This is a genomic window from Salipiger sp. (genome assembly GCF_059781815.1).
The window spans coordinates 1-5,337 of record NZ_JBYNAH010000293.1; the positions used below are offsets into that span (position 1 = coordinate 1).

Sequence of the window (5,337 nt, forward strand, 5' to 3'; positions counted from 1 at the left end):
TTTCAAGACGGTGAACGACCGCTTCGGCCACGGCATTGGCGACGCCGTCCTGCGCGACGTGGCGCGGCGTCTGAGCGGCGTTCTGCGGATCTCGGATCTTGTCGCGCGGATCGGCGGAGAGGAATTCCTCGTCACCCTGCCAGACGCCTGCGAACAGACCGCCCGCGCCACCGCCGAGCGGCTGCGCGCGGCGGTGGCGGCGCAGGCCTTCGAGCTTCCGGAAGGAGGTGAGCGGCTAGGCGCCACGATCAGCCTCGGGCTGACCTATTGCCCCGCCGGCGAGACGCTCGCGCCCGAGCTGCTGCTCGACCGCGCCGACCGGGCGCTCTATGCCGCCAAGCGCGATGGGCGCGACCGGGTCGCCGCGTGGTCGGACCTGCGGCGGACCGAGTGCCGGCCCGCCAGCGCCGGACGCTGAGCGCGCCCGGGACTGTCAGGGCTTGTTCTTGCGAATGCGCTTGCCGAACTCGGCGATCCTGTCCTCGAGACGCTGGGCATAGGCCGCGCGCTGGTCCGGCGACAGTTTTGCGACGTACTCGACCAGCATCCGCTGGCCCTCGGCCTGCCGGCGCTCGGCGCGCTCCCCCTGCTTGTCCAGCGTCGCGGCGAAGGCGGCGGGATCGAAGGGCTCGGCCCGCAGCGCCTCGATCGCCAAGCGATACTCGGCCAGGAAATCGCCGGGCGTGTCGCGCTGGCGCTCGATCTCGTTGCGCAGGTTGCGCCCCAACTCGCGGCGCTGATCCTCGTTCAGGGCATGGGTGTAGGGGAACACGAAATCGCGCCCCCGCGGCGGGCCGTCGCGATCCATGTCGGGCCGCGTGAAATAAAGCCCGGCCACCACGCCCGCCACCGCGAGGTTGGCGGCCAGCGAGGCAAACAGCAGGATGCGCAAGCCGGTGGTCATCTTCGGGGTCTTGGCGTTTTCGGTCATGGTGTCAGAGTCCCAGCATCGCGACATCGAAGCCGCTGGCCGGCTCGAAGGTGGTGTAACTGTCGGAGGCGGTGGCGGTGGTCCACTCGCTCAGCCCGGCGGGAGAGACCGCGCCGAACCAGACGCCGGCGGCGCAGGCCGCGGCCAGTCCGGCCACCGCCGGCCAGCCGCCGAGCACCGACAGGAACTCGCTCAGGCGAAAGCCTCTGCCGTCGCGTTCGGGCCTGACGGCGAGCGCAGGCGCCTGCGGCGCCGGCTGCTCTTCGAGCGCCATCGCCTCCATGCGCGCCAGCCAGTCGCCGGACGGCGCCGGCGTGTCGGCCCGTGCCGCATCGAACCAGGGGCCCAGCCCCGCTTCCTCTGCCTTGCGCTTGTCACTCATCGTCATATCCCAGCTCTGCGCGTCGGTCCCCGAGAAGGTCCTCCAGCGCCTTGCGGCCCCGCGCGGTCAAACTTTCGACCGCGCGCACGCCTATGTCCATGATCTCGGCGATCTCGGGGTTCGAAAGCCCCTCGAGATGGCGCAGGATCACCGCCTGTTTCTGCCGCTCGGGCAGCCTGTCGAGCGCCGCCTGCAGGGCCGCGCCACGGGCGCTTTCCTGCAACTCCTGCTCGGCCGAGCGCGACGGATCCGGAGGCTCGGCCACCGCGTCGAGATCGACGTAACCGCCGCGCGCCTTGCGCATCCGGTCGATGCACAGGTTCGACACCACCCGGTAGAGCCAGGTCGAGACCTTGGCCTCGCCCTCGCGCCAGCCCGGCGCCGCGCGCCACAGCCGCAACAGCGCTTCCTGCGCCACGTCCTCGGCCTCGGCCCGGTCCTTCAGCATGCGCATCGCGACGCCAAAGGCTTTCGGGCCCAGACGCAGAGTGAGCGCGCGCGCCGCGGCGGGCTCGCCGGCCGCATAGGCCGCGAGCAGATCCTCGTCACTTGTATCGCTCATCGCGTCATATGGCATCCGGTCCATCCAAGTGCGCTAGCCCGACCGGGGCGATAACGCAACGGGGGACGGCGGCGGCACATGGCCGCCGCCGCACCCGGTCTTCAGGGCCTCAGTTCTGGGCCTCGGGCGCCGGCTCGGGCATCTGCTCCGGCGCCGGGGGCACCTGGCCGCCGGGCTGACCGCCGGGCTGGCCACCCGGGCGCATCGGCGGCTGGCCGTCCGGGCCACCGCGTCCGCCGCCCTGGCGCATTTCGTGCTTGCCACCGTGTCCACCCGGACCACCGTGACCGCCGCGCTTGTCATGCTTGTCATGCTTGCCGTCGCGGCCGCCGCGATCGCCCATCTCGGCGCGGCGCTCCATGCGCTGCTGCATCTTCTCCTTCGCCGCGGCCAGCTCTTCCGCGCTCACCTCGCCGTTGCCGTCGGTGTCGATGCGGTCGAACATCTGCTGCGGGCCGCGCTTGTTGCCGGCCTGCAGTTCTTCGAGGCTCAGCTTGCCATCGCCGTCGGTGTCGAAGCGCTGGATCATCATCTGCTGACGGCGCTCTTCGCGCGCCCGCTGCTGGGCGTCGCGGAAGGCGGTCAGTTCGTCGCCCTCGAGCACGCCGTCGCCATTGGCATCGGCCTCGGCAAAGGCCGCGGCGGGACCGGCTGCGGCCAGTTCGTCGGCGGTGATGACGCCGTCACCATCCGCGTCGAGGCCCTGGAACATCTCGAGCATCATCGGAGCGCGACCTTCGCGCGGGCCGCCCTGTTGCCCGGGCTGGCCCTCAAAGGCCATCGCGAGACTTGCGGATCCCATCACCGCAAGGGCGGCACCGGTAAGAAGCTTGCTCATGCGTGTCATTTGCTGCGATCTCCTGTTTATCGCTGGTTACCGGCGCCTCTCCGGTCGCCGATCTGTTTCTTCCACGCGGGCCCGGAGAATTCCCGTCGCAGAATTTTTTCAGCGCCGAGATCGCCCCGCCGTTTCCCCCTGGCGCGGCCCGCCGCCACGGCACGGGTTGCCCCGCAAAGATGCACGCTTCACATTGCTTTGCGACATGGCGACGCAAGGACAGTCTGCGCACTTCTGTTAGCGCAGAACTTTCGTCACGCTTCGGGGAGGAGCGAGGGAGACCAATGCAAGACATGACCAAGACCCGTGAGGATGCGGCAGACGCGCCCTTCGAGAGCACGACAACCGACCCGGCCGCCGCGCCGCTGGATGCCGCGCCCGACACCCGGACCGAGGCCGGCGAAGAGCGCGAAACCTGGCCCGCGATCTGGCGCGGCTTTCGCGGGCGCTGTCCGAATTGCGGCTCGGGGCCGCTGCTGCGCAGCTACCTCAAGGTGCGCGACCATTGCCCGGCCTGCCGCGAAGAGCTGCACCACAACCGCGCCGATGACGGCCCGGCCTATCTCACGATCCTGATCGTCGGCCATATCATGGCGCCGGCGCTGCACATCGTCTTCGTGACATGGCGCCCCGAACCGCTCATTCTCATCACGATATTCTCGATTGGCTGCATCGGCTTGTCCCTCTATCTTCTGCCCAGACTGAAAGGGGCGATCGTGGGCTTCCAGTGGGCCCGCCGGATGCACGGGTTCTAGGCCCGAGGCACGGTCGGCCACACCGGCAGGAGACCAGATGACCGAAGACAAGACGGCGATCCGCGACGCGGCAACGGTGATCGTGATGCGCGACCGCGCCACCGCGCCGCGCATCCTGATGGGCCAGCGCGGCGCCAAGGCGGCCTTCATGCCGAACAAGTTCGTGTTCCCCGGCGGCGCCGTCGATGCCGAGGATGCGCAGGTGCCGCTGAGCCGCCCCCTGCCCGCGCTCTGCGAGACCCGGCTGGGCGAAGACAGCTCCGCCGGCATGGCGCACCCGCTGGCCGTGGCGGCGATTCGCGAGCTCTGGGAAGAGACCGGGCTGATTCTCGGCGCGCCGGGCGACTGGGCCGAGCCGCCCTCGGACTGGCGCAGCTTTGCCGCCACCGGTCACGTGCCCGACGCCTCCGCGCTGCGATTCGTATTTCGCGCTATCACGCCCCCGGGCCGCCCCCGGCGGTTCGACGCGCGGTTCTTCCTCGTCGATGCCGAGGCGCTGGCCACCGATCCCGACGATTTCTCCGCCGCCTCGGACGAGCTCAGCCACCTGCAGTGGATCGCGCTCGACGCGCTGCGCGACTTCGACATGCCGTTCATCACCGAGGTGGTGCTGGCCGAGGTCGCCGCCCGCGCCCACGAGGACGGCCCGCCGGCTTCGGTGCCGTTCTTCCGCAACGATGACGAGGAAAGCCTGTTCCTGCGGCTCAACGGGACCGCATTGCCGGACTGACCGGCCGGGCGCCCGGGCTCAGACGAAACCGCGCCAGTGCAGCACGATCACCACCAGAGCGACCACCACGAGGATCCCCGCCATAATGCTGGCGAGCAGGTTCAGGATGCGCCCCCTGCGCTCTTCGGCGAGGTCGACCGCCTTGAGATGGCGCTCGATCCGCCCCGCCGCGGCGCGGATCGCCGGCGCATCGAGGGTCCGCGCCAGCTTGGGGTGGTCGGCGAAACGCCGCGCTTCGAGGATCACAGAAAGATCCTTGCGGATCTTGTAGGGCAGCCGGCGCCGCGCCTTGGCGGCGCGGGCGTCGAAATCGCCGCGCGTGAGCTTCAGCCGGTTCTCGAAGAGCCGGTCGAGCCGCAGCACCGCGGCCTTGGTTTCCTGTGCGCCATCCATCGACATGGCGCACAGGTCTCCCGATTTGGCGGCGCGGCGCAAGGGGGCGCGGGAAAAGCGCACGGCAAACCGCGCGGATCGGCAACAGGGGCATTCCCTTTGCCCCGCCCCTCTCCTAGAAACGGGCCATGCTGAACACCATCCTGCACGGCACGCCCGGTGCCCAACCGCCGCTTCTCATCGTTCACGGGCTCTACGGCTCGGGGCGCAACTGGGGCGTCATCGCCAAGCGGCTCTCGGACGAGCGGCAGGTGATCGCGGTCGACCAGCGCAACCACGGCGACTCGCCCTGGACCGACAGCCATGGCTACGAGGACATGGCCGGCGATCTCGCCGAGGTCATCGAGGCCCATGGCGGCAAGGCCGACGTGCTCGGCCATTCGATGGGCGGCAAGGCGGCGATGGTGCTGGCCCTGACCCGGCCCGAGCTGGTCAACCGCCTGATCCTCGCCGACATTGCGCCGGTGGCCTATGGCCACAGCCAGATGCAGTATATCGAGGCGATGCGGGCGGTGGATCTCGACGCGGTCGAGAAGCGCTCGGATGCCAACGACCAGCTTGCCCGGCACGTTCCCGAGCCGACGCTGCGCTCGTTCTTCACCCAGTCGCTCGACATCAAGGAGAAGCGCTGGAAACTGAACCTCGACCGGCTGGCCGAGGACATGCCCAAGATCCTGAGCTTCCCCGAGATCGAGGGCCAGTTCGACGGGCCCACCCTGTTCCTCTCGGGCGCCGAGAGCGATTAC

At 69.7% G+C, this 5,337-nt stretch carries 9 protein-coding genes; 4 read left to right on the plus strand and 5 right to left on the minus strand.

What is annotated here, in order from left to right; translation table 11 throughout:
- Positions 1 to 418 (plus strand): diguanylate cyclase (locus AC6RA4_RS23130; protein WP_500164302.1); only part of this gene is annotated, 418 nt, incomplete at its 5' end.
- Positions 419 to 433: 15 nt separating this feature from the next.
- On the opposite strand, the gene AC6RA4_RS23135 is transcribed toward AC6RA4_RS23130, so the two are convergent.
- From AC6RA4_RS23135 to AC6RA4_RS23150, 4 genes are all read right to left on the minus strand, one after another.
- Entirely contained in the window at positions 434 to 931 is a 498-nt protein-coding gene (locus AC6RA4_RS23135) for a periplasmic heavy metal sensor (protein WP_500164304.1), read from the minus strand.
- Positions 932 to 935: 4 nt separating this feature from the next.
- A complete protein-coding gene (locus AC6RA4_RS23140) occupies positions 936 to 1,313 on the minus strand; it encodes a hypothetical protein (RefSeq protein ID WP_500164305.1) in 378 nt (125 codons plus the stop codon).
- Positions 1,306 to 1,890, minus strand: a complete 585-nt coding sequence (locus AC6RA4_RS23145) for an RNA polymerase sigma factor (RefSeq protein WP_500164307.1) — start codon at positions 1,888 to 1,890, stop codon at positions 1,306 to 1,308. The genes AC6RA4_RS23140 and AC6RA4_RS23145 overlap by 8 nt, the downstream gene beginning before the upstream one ends.
- A 94-nt stretch (positions 1,891 to 1,984) precedes the next feature.
- Positions 1,985 to 2,713 carry an EF-hand domain-containing protein gene (locus tag AC6RA4_RS23150; protein ID WP_500164308.1) on the minus strand — a complete coding sequence of 243 codons (729 nt, stop codon included), beginning with the start codon at positions 2,711 to 2,713 and terminating at the stop codon, positions 1,985 to 1,987.
- 284 nt (positions 2,714 to 2,997) lie between these two features.
- Here AC6RA4_RS23150 and AC6RA4_RS23155 point away from each other — a divergent pair, with 284 nt between their 5' ends.
- Positions 2,998 to 3,468: a DUF983 domain-containing protein gene (locus AC6RA4_RS23155; protein WP_500164309.1), complete on the plus strand. Its 471-nt coding sequence runs from the start codon at positions 2,998 to 3,000 to the stop codon at positions 3,466 to 3,468.
- 37 nt (positions 3,469 to 3,505) lie between these two features.
- Positions 3,506 to 4,198, plus strand: coding sequence for an NUDIX hydrolase (locus tag AC6RA4_RS23160; protein ID WP_500164311.1), 693 nt, complete (start codon positions 3,506 to 3,508; stop codon positions 4,196 to 4,198).
- An 18-nt stretch (positions 4,199 to 4,216) separates the two neighbouring features.
- On the opposite strand, the gene AC6RA4_RS23165 is transcribed toward AC6RA4_RS23160, so the two are convergent.
- Complete coding sequence (locus AC6RA4_RS23165) at positions 4,217 to 4,597, minus strand: hypothetical protein (RefSeq protein WP_500164312.1); 381 nt, start codon at positions 4,595 to 4,597, stop codon at positions 4,217 to 4,219.
- A gap of 122 nt (positions 4,598 to 4,719) precedes the next feature.
- Here AC6RA4_RS23165 and AC6RA4_RS23170 point away from each other — a divergent pair.
- Positions 4,720 to 5,337 (plus strand): alpha/beta fold hydrolase (locus tag AC6RA4_RS23170; protein WP_500164314.1); only part of this gene is annotated, 618 nt, incomplete at its 3' end.